This is a genomic window from Fimbriimonadia bacterium (genome assembly GCA_039961735.1).
Taxonomy (GTDB): Bacteria; Armatimonadota; Fimbriimonadia; order Fimbriimonadales; family JABRVX01; genus JABRVX01.
In genome coordinates this window covers 19,761-34,143 of record JABRVX010000045.1, presented here as the reverse complement: position 1 = coordinate 34,143, position 14,383 = coordinate 19,761, and the positions used below count along the sequence as shown (strand labels likewise).

Annotated in this window: 17 protein-coding genes; 16 read left to right on the top strand and 1 reads right to left on the bottom strand. The window is 63.5% G+C overall.

The window, feature by feature from the left end; all coding sequences use genetic code 11:
• Position 1: 1 nt before the first annotated feature.
• From HRF45_10945 to HRF45_10880, 14 genes are all read left to right on the top strand, one after another.
• A complete protein-coding gene (locus HRF45_10945; protein ID MEP0767042.1) occupies positions 2-277 on the top strand; it encodes a hypothetical protein in 276 nt (91 codons plus the stop codon).
• Positions 274-729, top strand: coding sequence for a hypothetical protein (locus HRF45_10940; GenBank protein MEP0767041.1), 456 nt, complete (start codon positions 274-276; stop codon positions 727-729). The genes HRF45_10945 and HRF45_10940 overlap by 4 nt, the downstream gene beginning before the upstream one ends.
• Positions 719-964 (top strand): hypothetical protein, encoded by a 246-nt coding sequence (locus HRF45_10935; protein ID MEP0767040.1) that lies wholly within the window; start codon positions 719-721, stop codon positions 962-964. Before HRF45_10940 ends, HRF45_10935 begins: the two co-directional genes overlap by 11 nt.
• The gene (locus HRF45_10930; GenBank protein ID MEP0767039.1) at positions 961-1,140 is read left to right on the top strand and encodes a hypothetical protein; all 180 of its coding nucleotides are present in this window, start codon (positions 961-963) and stop codon (positions 1,138-1,140) included. The genes HRF45_10935 and HRF45_10930 overlap by 4 nt, the downstream gene beginning before the upstream one ends.
• On the top strand, positions 1,137-1,574 hold the full coding sequence (locus HRF45_10925) for a DUF1320 family protein (GenBank protein MEP0767038.1): 438 nt from the start codon (positions 1,137-1,139) through the stop codon (positions 1,572-1,574). Before HRF45_10930 ends, HRF45_10925 begins: the two co-directional genes overlap by 4 nt.
• A complete protein-coding gene (locus HRF45_10920) occupies positions 1,571-2,053 on the top strand; it encodes an N-acetylmuramoyl-L-alanine amidase (protein MEP0767037.1) in 483 nt (160 codons plus the stop codon). Before HRF45_10925 ends, HRF45_10920 begins: the two co-directional genes overlap by 4 nt.
• Positions 2,054-2,064: 11 nt before the next feature.
• Positions 2,065-2,484, top strand: a complete 420-nt coding sequence (locus HRF45_10915; GenBank protein ID MEP0767036.1) for a hypothetical protein — start codon at positions 2,065-2,067, stop codon at positions 2,482-2,484.
• Positions 2,481-2,843: a hypothetical protein gene (locus HRF45_10910; protein MEP0767035.1), complete on the top strand. Its 363-nt coding sequence runs from the start codon at positions 2,481-2,483 to the stop codon at positions 2,841-2,843. Before HRF45_10915 ends, HRF45_10910 begins: the two co-directional genes overlap by 4 nt.
• A 103-nt stretch (positions 2,844-2,946) precedes the next feature.
• Positions 2,947-3,294, top strand: a complete 348-nt coding sequence (locus HRF45_10905; GenBank protein MEP0767034.1) for a hypothetical protein — start codon at positions 2,947-2,949, stop codon at positions 3,292-3,294.
• Positions 3,295-5,520: a hypothetical protein gene (locus tag HRF45_10900; protein ID MEP0767033.1), complete on the top strand. Its 2,226-nt coding sequence runs from the start codon at positions 3,295-3,297 to the stop codon at positions 5,518-5,520.
• Between the two features lie 34 nt (positions 5,521-5,554).
• Positions 5,555-5,782, top strand: a complete 228-nt coding sequence (locus HRF45_10895) for a hypothetical protein (GenBank protein MEP0767032.1) — start codon at positions 5,555-5,557, stop codon at positions 5,780-5,782.
• A 1-nt stretch (position 5,783) separates the two neighbouring features.
• Positions 5,784-8,708 carry an exo-alpha-sialidase gene (locus HRF45_10890; protein ID MEP0767031.1) on the top strand — a complete coding sequence of 975 codons (2,925 nt, stop codon included), beginning with the start codon at positions 5,784-5,786 and terminating at the stop codon, positions 8,706-8,708.
• A gap of 9 nt (positions 8,709-8,717) precedes the next feature.
• Positions 8,718-9,908 carry a hypothetical protein gene (locus HRF45_10885; GenBank protein MEP0767030.1) on the top strand — a complete coding sequence of 397 codons (1,191 nt, stop codon included), beginning with the start codon at positions 8,718-8,720 and terminating at the stop codon, positions 9,906-9,908.
• A gap of 620 nt (positions 9,909-10,528) precedes the next feature.
• Positions 10,529-11,167 carry a hypothetical protein gene (locus tag HRF45_10880; GenBank protein MEP0767029.1) on the top strand — a complete coding sequence of 213 codons (639 nt, stop codon included), beginning with the start codon at positions 10,529-10,531 and terminating at the stop codon, positions 11,165-11,167.
• A gap of 74 nt (positions 11,168-11,241) precedes the next feature.
• On the opposite strand, the gene HRF45_10875 is transcribed toward HRF45_10880, so the two are convergent.
• The gene (locus HRF45_10875) at positions 11,242-11,472 is read right to left on the bottom strand and encodes a hypothetical protein (protein MEP0767028.1); all 231 of its coding nucleotides are present in this window, start codon (positions 11,470-11,472) and stop codon (positions 11,242-11,244) included.
• 474 nt (positions 11,473-11,946) lie between these two features.
• On the opposite strand from HRF45_10875, the gene HRF45_10870 reads away from it, so the two are divergent.
• Complete coding sequence (locus tag HRF45_10870; protein ID MEP0767027.1) at positions 11,947-12,834, top strand: PEP-CTERM sorting domain-containing protein; 888 nt, start codon at positions 11,947-11,949, stop codon at positions 12,832-12,834.
• Between the two features lie 163 nt (positions 12,835-12,997).
• Positions 12,998-14,290, top strand: coding sequence for a tRNA (N6-isopentenyl adenosine(37)-C2)-methylthiotransferase MiaB (gene miaB / locus HRF45_10865; protein ID MEP0767026.1), 1,293 nt, complete (start codon positions 12,998-13,000; stop codon positions 14,288-14,290).
• Positions 14,291-14,383: the final 93 nt, after the last annotated feature.

Below are 14,383 nucleotides of genomic sequence, written 5' to 3'. Positions count from 1 at the left end.
GATGCAGCTCGACTGGCAGGTCGGATTGCAGTGGCTCGCGCTGTTAGGTTTTGGCGGGGTGCTGGGAGCGCTGGTTGCGCTGGTTTCGGTCTCTGCCCGCCTGCGCACACACTGGAACGCCCTTCGCGAGGCACTCACTCCCTACCTGGAATGGCGACAAGAGGAAGGCGACGAGACCGCCGGCCTGCTGCTACAGGCCGTGGCGTCCGTGGACACGGACATGCAAGCCGCATCGAAGGCGCTCCGCGATCTGCAGGAGCGACTGCGCAAGCGATGAGCATCGCGTTCCCGCTGGAGTCGGTTGCGGCGGCGCTGCAGGGGATGATCTCTACTGCGTGGCCCGAAGTGACGTCGGCCATCCTCTACGAGACGGATCCGATCCGCCTTCTGCTGGACCGGCAGTCATCGCCGCAGGTCGCTGTGGTGTGGGGGGGCGTCTCGGGAGAGTCGGACTGGGGGCCGACGGTCGGCACGCTCGACCTTGACATGGACGTGTTCTACTTCCAGCGCGCCGAGGCACCCGCTTCGATGGAAGCGACCATGCGAGCTAAGGCCGCCGCGCTACTGAATCGCGCGTTGGAGGCTGGAAACCGCTGGAGCGGCGTTACCGGCATGCACGGCTGGAAACTACGCGACGCAGAGCCCCCGGAGGCCGCGAGGACTTGGCGCGCATCCGGCTGGGCGGTGGCACACATCCCTTTGGTGGTGAGGTTCGACTATGAACGGTAGCGACGCATCGGCGTCGGGTGTGACGCTCTCGTGGCTGCAGCTCATGCTCGGCGTGGTCAGCCTGCTGGGAACGGTGCTGTGGTCGTGGCATTCGATTGCTTCGCGGCTGGAGGTGACGACAGCGGTGCAGAGCGAGCAGCTCGGTCGGCTGTTTCACACCGCGGAGGAGCACCAGCGTCTGCTTGCCGACGTGCGGGAGCGGGTGGCGCGGATCGAGGAAAGAGGGCGCAAATGACCTACGATTTGTTCAAGTTTCGCTGGACGATCTTAGGCGCAATGATGGTGGGATTGGGGGCCGGGCTGGCAGGATCGGAGTTTCATCCGATCCTCCGCGCCCTCGGCGCCATGCTGTCGGCGGGAGGCGCGGCCATCGGCGGGTTCTTCCTGGATCGGAAGGCGGCTGGGTCGTGAGTTACTTCAGCGACGCCGACCTGACGGAGAGACTGCGAGGCACTGGGATCACGCCCGCGTCTGCCGAGATCGTTGCGGCGAGGGCCTTCGCCGAGGGCTACGTGGATGCGGCCCTGAATGGCCGGTACCGCGTGCCGTTCGACCCCGTGCCCGACGCGGTGCGCTTCGTGGCCCTGGACATTGCCGCGTACGAGGTGCTCTCCAAGCACTTCACGTCCGAGGACCCCAACGTAGGCGACCTAGTGCGGCAGTTCTGGAGCAGGGCGCAGGACACTTTGGGCGGCCTGGCAGCCGGGCGGTTGAGGCTTGGAGGCGATGCCGTAGTGGACGAGCCTGCGGAGAAGCAGCCGCTCGCGAGCCGTAAAGCCGACGACAGCGTGTTCCGCCTGCCTGACGGGGGCTCCGCGGAGTCGGGCACTATGGAGGACTGGTGACGAGGCGCTACATCGAGCGCCGGTCGCCCAACCAAGGTAGCCGGCGCGGTGCCACTGTAGACACCATCGTGCTGCACGCGACTGGTGGTACCGGCTTTGACGGGGCGGTTCAGTGGCTGTGCGACCCGGCGAGCCGAGTGTCGGCGCACTACGTTATCGGAAAGCGCGGCGAGCTGGCCAAGTTGGTGCCGCTCTCTCGAGCGGCGCATCATGCAGGGAGGTCGCGGCTGCCAGACGGCACAAGCGGCGTCAACAGCCGTTCCATCGGGATCGAGCTAGTGAACCGCAACGATGGCACCGACCCCTACCCGCCTGCTCAGGTGTCACGTCTGAAATCGCTGCTAAGCGAGTTGATCCGCGCCTTTCCCGTTCGGTGGTTGGTGTCGCACGCCGCCATCGCGCTGCCCGCGGGACGAAAGACCGACCCGCAGGGCCTGGACGTGCAGGCGCTCGCCCGTGAGTTCGGACTGGATGGTTAGGAGGGCCATTCATGGCACAACGCCTCATTGCGCAAGATGCTACCATAACCATAGCACCCGCGGGGCCGGACGACGGCGACTTCAGCCCCGGTGCTGCGGTCACGCTGCGATTTCGCAGTGCCAGCTTCCTCTTCCGTAGCGACCTCGTAGACGTAACAGCGGCTGGAGACCTCTATCGAATGCTGCGCATTGCCCGACGCGACTTCGTGGTGGAGTGCGAGGGGTTGGTGCATACGACGAACAGCGACTACCCGGATCTGACTCACCTCGCGTTCGGCAATGCACTCGCGCGGCTTACTTGTACGCTCATCGGATCCGGTAAGTCGGTAGTAGTGGATGGCATCATCGAGAAGCTGAACCTGAGCGTGGACGAGCCGGACACGGAGAGCCTGACCCTGCGGCCCTATGGCATCGCTCCGATACTAACATGACACCGGAGCGAACCGCGGAGATCGACGGTGCGCGCTTCGGTTACCCACACATCGTACGGCTGCGTCGTATCGAAGACCTGGGAACACTGATACGGGTAGCGCAGGACCAACGCGAGGCCAAGATGCTTGCCGCGCACTTCTCGAAGGTGTTCGGATTTCGTGTGACCGAGGCCGTGGTGCAAGCTGCGGCGGTCATCGGTGCGTGCTGGGATGCGGATCCGCCGAAGCGACTGGAAGACGTGGTCGTATTATCTCGTACGAAGGGCCCTCTGCTTTTGGAGATGCTACGCGTGTGCAACGAGCTGAACGGATGGGCCGACGGCCCTTTTGGGAGTGCCGCTGGTGGCAGCGGCTGCTAGATGCCTCGCTGGAGGTGCTCGGACGGCACCCGGTAGAGTTGACACACCTTCCGCGGTGGGCGTTGGATCAGGTCGTGGAGTGGAGGGGGCACTGAATCGACAAGTGGCCACTGCTCTGCGATGGTCGCAGGGTGTATTAGGGGTGCTCGAGGGCGCGCTGACACCCGCATTGTCAGTGGGTGGTAGGGCTGGCAACATGCTGCCGCAGCATCCCGGGACTGGTCGCGATAGCGCAGGCGAGAGGCTTCTCCCTCGCGCACGAGAGGAGCCCGAGTGGGACCCGGACCAGTCTCGTATGCGCGAGGAAGTCCCAGACGAGCTGCTTCGTCGCATCGAACGACTAGCCCGGCGGCTAGAGGATGTGCTCGTGCAAGTGTCTCACGAAGGCCGACCGGTGTTAGTAGACGACCCGTGGGCGTCCGCTTGCGAGTCTCTGAGCGAGGAGTTGTAGATGTCCGTCGAGCTGCTGCTGAACACCACGGAGAACGAACTGCGCGATCCTGGGTGGGGCAAGACCCTTTCGGCGTTGCAGATCGTGCATCGGGAGCCTTTGGACGGCGGCCTATGGAGGGAGCCCATCACCGGCGCTGTTATGTTACGCCCATCCCCGTTTCTACCGGAGTGGAGGGAGGGTGACACATACGAGGGGGACAAGCTGACGGCCGAGGACTTCCACCGACGCGAGCTGTTCTGGGAGACGGCGTACATACGCGAGGGCTTGAGGGACCCATTCTTGTCGCTGGGGTACCCCGCCGGTTCGATGCCCGGGGACGTGGAGTTGGACACGGGGCTGGGCATGGGCGGTCTGATCGAGGGCTACGGCGAGGGGCTCGTGTGGGCGCTGCAATCGAAGGACAACTTCGCGCTGAACCAAGGCCTGTACTTGGAAGTGCGGCATCTCGGTTTCACCTACGATCGCGCGGCGGACTACCTGGCCATCGTATTTGGCCAGTACGCGCTGAAGGTGCGGACGGACGGCACCGCACTGCTGCTGCGCTACCAGCCGCGCGAGAACGAGTGGTCGCAACTTCAGGCGATGCGATTTGCCGGCCCTTCGGAACAGCACGGAGAGGGTTTTTCGGTGGTAGTGCTACCAGTACTCGGGAATCGACTGCACTTCTATTACTCCAGCCTGCGACCCGTAGACGCTGCGAGCGAATCGGAACGGTTACCATCGCCGCGGGGCAGTTCGCATGCCTATCGCGTGCCACGGTCCGAGGAACGCTGGGACTCCTTGGCCCGTGTGTGGCGAGTGGTGGACGAAGGGCCGCTTCGCATAGCGGTTTCACCGGGGCGCCGCTACTTCTTTCAGATCGGTAAGGTGCGGTTCGCGGCCGGTCAGCACACCGTTTACCTAGGACATGACGACCTCGGTGCGCCGCTTGCGAAACCACCTAAGATCACGTTGCACGGATACCTACCAGGCGATGGCGAGATGGAGGGCTTGGTTCTGGACGCCGACACGGGTGGTGTGTTCAGCGTGGGTGATAGCACGAAGCCCCAGCCTCGCGTGTTGCTGACGGGTGCGGTGTCGGGACCGTGGTCTCCCGAGCTTCACGCGGTCACCGTGCAGTTTGCACCACGCATCGCCTCAGTGCAGCGCGACGCCTTAGACGTGAGCGACGACGTGATGAGATTGCGCGTGCGCCTGAGCGATGACACGCAGCCGCAGACACTGCAAGCGACTCTGCGCCAGCCCGTCGGTCTGCCGTTGCGCGCGGGCATTCCATGCCGACTGTCGTTGGGTAGCACGCCGCTTTTTCGTGGCGAGGTGGTTTCTGTGACGAGCCGAGACGGGCTGCCAGGGCAGACGGTGACACTGCGGATGAGAGATGGGTGGTCGCGGCTAGAGGGCGTTCAGGCCGCACCTTCACCCGCATTCGACGGTTGGATACACACGGAAGTAGTACGCTACCTGCTCGGACGTGCGGGTGTGCCGGACAACGAGATGGACATCGCGGAGGGCGACGGCACGTTGCCCGGTGGTGGGCAGACCGACGAGGAGCCGGATGCGATCCCGCTGAGCCCCTCGCTGAACGACTGGCGCTTTTGCGCGAAGCCGGGCGATACGGTGGCGGACATGCTTCGCCTGATCTGCACGCAGTTCAGTGGATGGTCGCTGCGCCACGATGCAGGTGTTTGGCGATATCGGCCACTACCCCAGGGGCAGGAGCCGGATCTGTGGGTGTTCGCGAGGACTGCGGACTACGTGGAGTCCAGCGAGCCCGACGAGCGCAAACTGCGAGCGCTGACACTCCGCCGCGTGGTGGTCCCACCCGAGTTCAATGTTTTATACGTGTACGGCGCCGACGGGTCGCGCGATGCGCAAAGAGTGATGACCTATGAGCGAAACCTCTCATCCATTCAGCAACCAGCCTCGGACGATTATCTCGGGCGGGCCGTCGAGGCACACCGTACGGCGTCGTGGGCCACCACGGCGGAGGCGTGCGCGCGCGTCTCTCGGCTTCTCATGACGGAGAAAGGACGGTCGCGCCACCTGTGCGTGTTCACATGTGAATGGCAACCCACGGTGCTGCCGGGTTCGATGGTGTCGGTAGTAGGTATCAGTGGCGAGGGGTTGGGTGAGTACCGGCTGAGCGATGTGCAGATCGAGACGGGTGGCAGGTTGGGCTCGTGGGTGCATGTGCGCTGCACGGGAGTGGCACCTTCGGATTGAGGAGTCGGTGACACGATAGATAGGAGGACCCGAAGTGGATTGGGAACGGGAGCGGATGAGAGATACGTTGTCGCGACTTATGAAGCAGGAGTACGTGCGCTCGGCGGACCAGGCTTTCACGAGTGGCAATCTCACCACACAGCGGCTGGACGTGGCACGTCTGCCGCTCGCCGAGTCGCGATCGCTCACTGCATCCGACGGCTCGCCTCTGCTCATCGTCGGGCTCAGCCGCATCGGCGACGGATCGGTGATAGGGCGGTAGGATGGCCGATCTGTTCCGCACCGGTCGTACGCGAAGACTGATGTTGGAGTGGGCCTTCTCTGTCGAGGCAGCTTACCGAGCCTTGCAGCCGGTGGGTGAGGGCTACACCGGTGGGTCCGGCATTGCGGTGGCATGGATGGGATTCGAGGTATGGGCGGGCAGCCCGGGCGATGTGTGTGGCCGCAGCGACACGGGCGCACCGCCGAACGGGTTTCTGCTACCTATCGCCGGCGGCCCCGACGGTCTCTCGTGGGTGCTGCAGATTCGGCTCCCGGGAGACCCGGACACGGGCTTCGGTGGGTACTTCAACGCACACGGGCCTTGGGGACACGTAGGCGCCGAGATGCCGGTTGCCGCATACAAGCCACTGGGGATGCCGACCGTGCCTCCTGGTGCGCGATATGGCGTCGTGGGCACCTGTACGCTTTGGATGGACGTCGAGGAGTGGAAGGCCATCGAGATAGACGCTGGTACGCCTCGGGTGCCGCTGTCGTACCCTACTAGCGGACAGGGCCCTGCCGACGACGAGTTCGTGGGCATGTGCACAATGCACTACTATGAAGGGCCACAGGGAGGCGGGCAGTACGGGTTCGAGATAACGGTCGAGGAGGGTTTTGGGGCAGCGGCATCGGGGGACATCCCTGCAGATATCGTTGGCCCCGATGTACTAGCACACACGCCGACCGTGCGGCTATTCCACTCCCCGTCGAATGCGGAGGGCTTTGCGGGCAGTGTCAGCGTCATGCATCTGAACGAGCTACCGATCAACTTCGACCGTGTGGCTTGTGAACAGCCGAACTATTCGTGCGCGGGCTCGGCGGAAGGCACGTTGTACGGCGAAACCGATGCGCACGCTTCCGGCCCCTATCTCGCCACGTGCGAGTGCGCTCCCGACACTGACCTGCGTCCGAGCGGAGTCACCACGAAGGTGTTCGAGCCGAACTATGGTGGGACCGTCCGCTACCGCCGTTCGTGGGCCGAGCCGGCGGAGGTCGAGAAGGCGAACGGCGTTTACGAAGGGCCCACCGAGACTTACACGGAGCAGCGCGCAGCCATCGAACGCTGCGAAGGAGGAATACCGGTGCCGTTGTGCGACGTGCTACTACCACGGCCCGACCTGTTCCTGTGGTTGGACAACGAGTGGCTCGTGCAGAACGGCGAAATCCCTCAGGACTGGCGAATTATGATCGCCGACGACTTCTCATGGACGCCCTTCGAGCTCGCGCATACCGCTGCGCGCACGGTGGACGCGTTCGACTCGGCCGATGGGTGGGTCGGCGACAATGCAACGGTCACCGCATCGGGCGGCATTCTGCGTGTCGTGGTGGCAGGCGGCGAGGGAAGCGTGCGCAAGAGCTTCTCGCGCGATGCATCGCAGTACCGCAAGCTGCGACTCACCGCGAGGAGCAATCCGGCAGGCCCTTGCTTGGTGCACCTGAACGACTCGGACCTGTACGTGTGGGAGCTCGACCTGACGACAGGGTTTCGCGATTACGTGCTCGACTTGTGCGTGCCAGAGGGCGCCAGCGCCGCCTCCGACCTGACGGACAGTTCTTATGTACCTCCGGGCGAGTATTACGGTCCGCGTCGGATCGAGAGCGTTGGCCTGGAGAGGCTGGCCAGTGGCACCACCTACAGTTTCGCTGACCTGTCTTTGGTACGTACGCGCGAGGTCTCCCTAATCGCGCTACCACCTTTCGACGAGAGCGTGATGGGTGACGATGGCGTTAGACGATACAGGTTGTGCTGGGGGTTGTGCGATGGCCGGCAGGTCCTCGACATGCCGTACCGCGTCGAAGACGCGCGATCGGATCGCTTCCTAACCGTGCGCGAGCTGATCGAGGAGCTAACGTCTCACGACGCGTGCGACGTTCGAGTTCCCACACCTCCCGGCAGCGACGAGCGCACACGGTACTACTACGATCACGACTCGCGCCTGGCGGCGTTCATGGCGTCGGAGTGGTATCCCGGTGGAGCCAGGCGGGACCTGCTAGATGTCAGTCTCGTTGGCAGGACTCCTATGCGCTGGCTGCAACGATACGACAAGGTGGGGATCTATCCCGGGATCGGTGATCCATCGGGCTCGCACGGCGGCCCTTACCCTCTGCGCTTCACCAAGAGACTGCGGGCGATGTGCCACGGCCTGACTGTGGACGCTGCGCAGCACCGCGCCGCAGAAGGGGTCCCAGTGATACTGTTTCGGAACGGCTCCAGCTACACGAGCGTGGTCAGTGGCGAGGAAGGCTACTACCGCGTAGGGCCGTTTCCTCCCACAGACGGAACGTGGTCCATCGGCACTCTGCAGAGCGGGCCGGTGCTGCTTGCCTCTGGCCTCACAGACAGGAAGTACCGATGGATTGGGCTAGCTGGCGAGCCAGGCACTCCGGGTGGTGAGACACGCATGACGCATAACGAGACCGGGCGGGTGTTCATGGCGTACACGGCACCCGACGGGCTACGGCTGCGGCGGTTCGAGGCGGACGAACGGAGCGAAAACTTCGTGTTGGAGCCTGGATATGTGGGAGGTGGCTTCGGCATTGCATGGTCGGTGCCGGGGCGCCTGCATTCAGTGCTGGTTCTCGACGGGGCCGTGTGGCATCGAAGGTCGCTCGATGACGGCGAGACATGGGTGGAGGATGTGATGGTTTTTGCTTCTGCGACTCATCCGAACTTGGCAGCGGACCCTGTGACCGGTTTTCTGTACGCTTTCTCGTACGACGGCGGTGGGATTCGCTGCAGGCGCTCCACGGATGGTGGCTCTACCTGGTCTGATCCGGTGACCGTGGTCGCTCAGTGCCCGGAGCAGACGTGTGGTGTGACGATCAGGCCAGATGGTGCCAACACGCTGCTCGTGAGTTACCTAGATGCGACTGGGGAGGTACGTCTCAGTCGCAGCTTGGACAATGGGATTACGTGGCAGGAGTAGGGAGGCAATATGGGTTACTTCCGATTGGTGGACGGGGCGGTGCTCTCGGCAACTCAGCAGAATCGTAACTGGAGCGACTTCGAGGCGCTTTCGCGCGTGTCGCAGGGGCACGTGGTGCTGAGCGGTCTCGGGCTCTCGGCGGGTCAGGGGCTATCGGTGGTCGTGGCCGAGGGCACGGCATCGCTAGACAAGTTGGTGCAGGTGGAGGAGACCGAGATCGTAGGTCTGCCACCCGCCAGCATCACCTACATTTGGCTGCGCGACGACGGCAGCTTCACGCTGACACCTACGCTGACGCCCCCGATGGGTGTTCATACGCTGATCGGATCGGCGACCACCGGGACGGAGAGCGTGATAGGAGTGGACACTTCGATCGCTTGGCGCGGCCAGCGAGTGGAGGACTCGATCCGACAGGTGACGGGTCCAAACTCACTGGTGGTGATGCTGAACGCCCCGAAGGTGGGTATCGGCACCGACAGTCCGTCTGACGCCCTGCACGTCTCCGGAGTTGCGCGTGCGGATGCTCTTAGCCTGCCGGAACGCACGAGCCCGCCGACTTCCAGCGCCAACCGGGGCTTCTTGTTCACGGCGGACGTCGGTGGACGGACCGAGTTGTTCTACCGCGACGACGCGGGCAACGACACGCAGATCACCTCGGAGGGCGAGCTTGCGCCGGGGGTCTTCCTGCTGCTATCCGGCGGGACCATGGCTGGCGACATCGCGATGGACGGGCACCGGGTGATGGGGTTGGCCAACGGTGTGGACGCTGCCGATGCAGTCCGCGTGTCTCAGCTCCTCGCGCACAGCATTCGCACCTTCATCGTGCACACCGGCTCGTGGGCGCAGCTCCAGAACACTACACGCTTCTTGCCACTTACGGGCTACCGTGGGCCATCGAGTGGGAACGAGGCCTATGCGCAGGTTCGGCTGTACGACCAGTCTCACACGCTGCGTAACCTCCGCGTCTACGTCAGCGGAAACAGCACGCTGGCCGATTCGACCGTGACGCTGCGGGCGGACGGTAGCGATACAGGCCTTTCGGTCACGATTCCTTCGGGGCAAACGGGGGAGTTCGAGAATACCAGCGGGGGTGCGGTGCTTTCGGCGGGCTCGCGGGCATGCTACAAGGTGTTCGTGGGCGCCGGCGGTACGGGGATCCTCACGGTGGAGACGATCCAGGTGGACTCCCTGAGCGGCTAGACGACGCCTATTGCTTCGCTCCAGCAATGCGCCAAGTCTGGAACGAAGTCGTAAGCTCGCCGTGTCGGCAGGTGCTGGTCTGGCGCGACGCCGGTGCGAGGAGATACGCGTTCGCCTTGAGGGCGGGACGGACCTTGTCGGCAGGTGCTGGTCTGGCGCGACGCCGGTGCGAGGGCCAGTCCGAGACCCCCGCACCTCAGAAGACAGACATCGTGCAGCGGCTACGAGCGCTCGGAGACATCGTCGGCACCAATGGGATTGCTCTGGGACGACGTCGTCGGGTTTTGTACCCCTGCCGACTCTGCGCGAGACCCCTTGCCCGGCACGTTGCTGTGGGCTGCATGGCAAGGCCTCGCCAGGGTGCGGCCCGAAGGATCATGCGAAGATCGCATCGGGCGTCGCAAAAGTTGTCGAAAGTTCCCCCGGGAGCAGTCGCACGGACCCGTTCGCTCTGGACCTACACTGCGTGTTCGGGCCTCGGCGGCTAGGACGACTCGCCATCTTCCAGAGGCTCCGAAGCCTGGCTGAGGGTGCTGCCCTGTGACTTTTCACAGAGTGATCCGACAATTCCTATGACACATCAGGCGTTTGCGCCTGAGCTATGGAGGAAAGTGCGGTTCATGGCTGTGAACAAACAGAACACGCCGAATACCGGCAACGTTGAGAACAAGCACGTGGGCACCTCGACCTACAGGCCCATCGGTGGTACGGCAACGCTCACTAAGCCTGTGAAGAAGAGCGGCTCCGCCAAGGTCAAGCGGACGACGAAGACGACGGCGAAGACCACCCGAACGGTCAAGCCGAAGGCCGTGACCAAGAGGACCACCTCGGTCCGCCGGACCACGACGACGACCCAGAAGTTCGGCGCCTTCACCGGCACTGCAACCGCTCCGCAGTTCCTGCCGTTCTTCAACATCAAGTTCGAGAAGCTGACCAACGGCATCAAGTGGCAGCTCATCAGCAACACGCCGGACGCCGTGAAGAGCCTGCAGAACTACTTCCAGATCTACTCGGGCAGCATGGTTAGCCTGAACATCCTGCAGAACGGCATCCCGTGGTACAGCTTCAACTTCGCCTTCGGTAACTGCACTTGGAAGCCGGCCGCCAACGGCGTCTGGTACCTGTGCAACACCACCGACAAGGACTACATCAAGGCGCTGCACATGTTCGTAGATCTTGCGAACTACAGCATGAAGTGGGGCTCGACCTGCTGCCTCTCCATTGGCGGCAACCCCCTGTGCTGCTGCTACGGGAAGTAGTCCGGTAAGGCAACTTGTGATGCGAGGGGGCCGTCCTTCGGGGCGGGCCCCGTTTCGTTGCCTGCGGGAGCGCCTCAATTCATGGAGAGATACTCTTCGGCCTCGGCGCGCTGGCGTTCCATCTCCGCTTCGGGGTCCACGGGAGCGGGCGGCTGGTGCGGAGGGCGCATCGTGCCGAAGAACGGCGTCATCCAGCCCCAGGCCGTGCGTGGCAGCGCGATCTCGCCGGGAGGCTCCGGCATCGGCAGTTCTTCTTCCTCGAGATAGTCGGCATCGTCGAATCGAGCTTCATCTTCCCCATACATGGGCCACCTCCGAGACGTTCGGAGAAACGTCAATCCCTGACGTGCAATGGCCGAGCCAGAACGGCCCGCACTCGTGCTGGGTGTCCGGGCGCGCGGGGCGCGCTCCGTTCGCGCACAGCGCATCCATTCCGTGGAGGCGCTGACATCTTACACACTCGCTTTCCGGGTTGCGGCCCCGCAGTTCGGCCTGGTTTCGCGCTACCGCGGGCGCATCCGGCAGAACTGCTTGGCCGTTGTGCGAAGTTGCGAACGTGGCTGAGGAAGTATCTGGCCTGCAGCGGAATCTCCCGGCATTGTGGCCGGGGCTCCGCGAACCAGGCTACAGCGAGTCTTGACAAGGCCGTAATCGTGTGTTAACATTAGGTTGCGGCGGGCCTACGTGCCTGCGGCGTTGCTTGTCTATGTATTACTACCATTGTGCCGCTCCCTTCCGTGGATGCAAGCTAATCGCAGTCACGTAAAGGAGATTGGACCATGTTTACCAGAAGCTTGCTGCTGGCCGCGTTCGCTATGGGCGCGATTAGCGTGGCATGTGCGGACCTCGCGGAGCAGGAGCCCAACGACACGTTCCCCGGCAGCCACATCGGCATGCTCAACAATGGGGAGAACATCACCGGCTCCATGACCTCGTCCGACGACGACTTCCACTACTTCGACACGGCCGCTAACGGCTCGTGGGCGCTGCGCCGGTACATTTTCGATGTGAATGTGGACCCCAGCAACGGTGACTCGTACCTGTACATCTACGATACTAGTCCGAGTGGCTGGATCCTCGGGAACAACGACGACGTGAACTATCCCGCAGACGCAACTAGCTGGGTCAGTTTCGACCTGTTCGACTCCGGCGGGACGAACACCTGGGGCTATTACATGTGGGGCTACAACACGTTCGACTACTGGCTGAACGTGTCTTGGTACGACCTGACCCCCACTTTCGCAGGTTCATTCAACCCCGGGGCATTGAACATCAACACGTTCGCGGCCACCTTCGATACCGAGTTGTCGTTCTTCGACGGCTTCGGCAACTTCATTGCTGCGAACGACGACTTCAGCGGCGCTCAGTCGAACCTGGATCTGGTACTGTCTCCTGGCCTGTACTATCTGTGCTTGGGCGGCTACAACACCCGCGATCCGGGTGACGCGATTTCCGGAGGCGGCAGCTGGGACCGCAGCGGCGCCGGCGGCGGGATCGACACCAGGGGGGGCGACTACGGCCTGAACGTTGGCGGCACCTTGATCAACGGTACGCTGGCTAGGGGCGACCGCCACTGGTTCACCATCGAGGTGGTTCCTGAGCCGAGCACCTACGTAGCATTGGCGAGCGGTCTTCTCGGCTTGCTCGCTCTTCGGCGACGCAAGTAGGCTCGGACGCAGGTACATCCGTATGAGGCGGGGCCGGACGGCCCCGCCTCCTGACTTTGTGGCCGCCGACCCGTCGGCACCTCTGTTCGGGACGTCCGTTTGGTATCATTGCGCACTCGAAATGGGCGCGGATAGCTACAAGATTGTCACCTGGGGCTGCCAAATGAACGAGGAAGACAGCGAACAGATCTCTCTCTTCCTCGATGAACGCGGTATGCATCCCGCCGACACCCTTCAGGACGCCAGTGTGGTGATCCTCAACACCTGCTCGGTACGCGCCAAGCCCGAGCAGAAGGCCTTCTCACTGCTCGGCCGCCTGAAGAAGCTGAAGAAAGAGCGGCCGGATCTGGTGATCGGGGTGGTCGGGTGCATGGCTCAGCTCAAGGGGGCGAGCATCCGCAACAGGGCGACCCATGTGGACTTCGTCGTCGGCACACGGGACCTAGCCGTGATACCCGAGATGGTGGAGCAGGCGAGAGAGCGGCGTGGCTTCGCGATGCGCACGGAGATGCCGGAGCGCAAAGGTGCCGTGGTGACCGACCTTCCCGGTCGAGCGACGGGGAGAAAGCCGAAACTGAAGGCCTTCGTGCCCATCCAGTATGGGTGCGACAAATTCTGCACCTTCTGCGTGGTGCCCGTGACGCGAGGACGGGAGCGAAGCAGACCCACCGAGGACATCCTGCGCGAAGTTCGCGAGCTGGCTGCGCATGGCACCAAAGAGGTGACGCTGCTCGGTCAAACGGTGAACAGCTACGGCAAGAACCTGTTGGAGGGCCGGGTGCCGTTCCACCTGTTGCTACGACGACTCGCAGAGATCGAGGGGCTAGAGCGCATTCGATTCACGTCGCCGTACCCGAGGGACTTCTCCGACGATCTGATCGAGACCATCCGCGATGTGCCCCAGGTGATGGAGCACGTGCATCTGCCGCTGCAGTCGGGCGACGACGAGGTGCTGCAACGGATGAAGCGGGTGTACTCGGTGAAAGAGTTCCTGCGCACGGCGCAGCGTTTGCGCGCCGCGGTGCCGCACATCGGTATCACTACGGACATCATCGTGGGGTTTCCTGGAGAGACGGAAACGCAGTTCCAGCGCACGCTGGATGTGGTGCGCGAGGTGCGGTTCGACAGCGCCTTCATGTTCGCGTATTCGACGCGGCCGGGTACGAAGGCAGCCGAGATGCCGGACCAGATCCCCGAAGAGGTGAAGGCCGAGCGTCTGAACCGGCTGATTGACCTGCAGAACGGGATCGCCATCGAGAAGAACCGTGGGTGCGTAGGACGCGAGTTCGAGGTACTGATCGAGGGGCCGTCGGACAAGGACCGGCGACTGCTGGCGGGGTACACGCGGGAGTTCCGAATGATGCACTTCCCCGGCGGCCCGGAGCGCAGAGGCCGCCTTGCCACCGTGCGCGCCACCGATGGCCATCTTTGGGGGATGATGGGCGAGCTGGTATAGGCGGTTGTTCCCCGACCGTCATGTTTGGCCCACTAACGTTTGTCTTGTCTCTCACCTCTCGCAGTGGTGAGGGTGACCAGCGGATCACCGCCC

What these genes read in the sequence shown, in the direction of transcription:
- HRF45_10910 (MEP0767035.1), top strand. Translation starts at nt 2,481, where the DNA reads ATGACACCGGAGCGAACCGCGGAGATCGACGGTGCGCGCTTCGGTTAC.
- HRF45_10885 (MEP0767030.1), top strand. Translation starts at nt 8,718, where the DNA reads ATGGGTTACTTCCGATTGGTGGACGGGGCGGTGCTCTCGGCAACTCAG.
- HRF45_10945 (MEP0767042.1), top strand. Translation starts at nt 2, where the DNA reads ATGCAGCTCGACTGGCAGGTCGGATTGCAGTGGCTCGCGCTGTTAGGT.
- HRF45_10880 (MEP0767029.1), top strand. Translation starts at nt 10,529, where the DNA reads ATGGCTGTGAACAAACAGAACACGCCGAATACCGGCAACGTTGAGAAC.
- HRF45_10930 (MEP0767039.1), top strand. Translation starts at nt 961, where the DNA reads ATGACCTACGATTTGTTCAAGTTTCGCTGGACGATCTTAGGCGCAATG.
- HRF45_10870 (MEP0767027.1), top strand. Translation starts at nt 11,947, where the DNA reads ATGTTTACCAGAAGCTTGCTGCTGGCCGCGTTCGCTATGGGCGCGATT.
- HRF45_10915 (MEP0767036.1), top strand. Translation starts at nt 2,065, where the DNA reads ATGGCACAACGCCTCATTGCGCAAGATGCTACCATAACCATAGCACCC.
- miaB (MEP0767026.1), top strand. Translation starts at nt 12,998, where the DNA reads ATGAACGAGGAAGACAGCGAACAGATCTCTCTCTTCCTCGATGAACGC.
- HRF45_10940 (MEP0767041.1), top strand. Translation starts at nt 274, where the DNA reads ATGAGCATCGCGTTCCCGCTGGAGTCGGTTGCGGCGGCGCTGCAGGGG.
- HRF45_10875 (MEP0767028.1), bottom strand. Translation starts at nt 11,472, where the DNA reads ATGTATGGGGAAGATGAAGCTCGATTCGACGATGCCGACTATCTCGAG.
- HRF45_10935 (MEP0767040.1), top strand. Translation starts at nt 719, where the DNA reads ATGAACGGTAGCGACGCATCGGCGTCGGGTGTGACGCTCTCGTGGCTG.
- HRF45_10900 (MEP0767033.1), top strand. Translation starts at nt 3,295, where the DNA reads ATGTCCGTCGAGCTGCTGCTGAACACCACGGAGAACGAACTGCGCGAT.
- HRF45_10890 (MEP0767031.1), top strand. Translation starts at nt 5,784, where the DNA reads ATGGCCGATCTGTTCCGCACCGGTCGTACGCGAAGACTGATGTTGGAG.